Annotated in this window: 2 protein-coding genes; one reads left to right on the top strand and one right to left on the bottom strand. The window is 41.3% G+C overall.

The genetic code is table 11. The features are described from left to right. Window positions 1-188: hypothetical protein (locus tag DWY84_RS17130; protein WP_118534482.1), on the bottom strand; the 188-nt coding region annotated here is incomplete at its 3' end. A 124-nt stretch (window positions 189-312) separates the two neighbouring features. Between DWY84_RS17130 and DWY84_RS18105 the strand changes: the two genes are divergently transcribed. Next, window positions 313-606 (top strand): hypothetical protein (locus tag DWY84_RS18105; protein WP_347560825.1); only part of this gene is annotated, 294 nt, incomplete at its 3' end.

Raw genomic sequence — 606 nt, 5'->3', positions numbered from 1 at the left:
TACTGAAAGAAGTCGATATAGAAACCTTCTTCGGGTTCTTCGCCATCCCAGTCATCATCTTCAGTTAAAAAATAGTGCATATCCAAAAGATCAGCATCCGACATACTCTTCACAAGTTTTGCGGTCATACCTTCTGGTGGATTTTGGATGTATTTGTTACGGAGTTCCTCTAAAGCTTTTTTATCCATGATTTATGATGCCTCCCGTCTGTTGATAAATACAGTATGAAGCAGACGGGAAGAGAAATCAAGCGGAACGGCATTTAAATTTGGCCAAGGTCCTTTCGTACATTTCTTCCAGAGGAATCCGTTTGTGATTGAAATAAAGATCAGTCAGAGTCATACCAATCTTGCAGTTAGGGCAGCAAAGAGGATCATATCCAAAGGACAGAGCGATGTTATTACGCCATTTTGTAAAACTGCGAATGATGGGCTGTCTGTTTTTCGGAATGGCACGCCTGAGCTTTTTGTCATTGTTCCGGTGTCTGGCATAAAGACCATAATAGCGGATCATTTTGTAGTGATGTTCCGGGATGTGCTGGATGAGCAAAGAAATAAAATCCAGCGCAGGGATACATTTTTTAACAAAAGCATTGTCTTCATGGCG

The organism is Clostridium sp. AF27-2AA, assembly GCF_003478505.1.
GTDB lineage: Bacteria > Bacillota > Clostridia > Lachnospirales > Lachnospiraceae > Brotaphodocola.
This window is presented reverse-complemented; position numbering and strand designations above follow the sequence as displayed.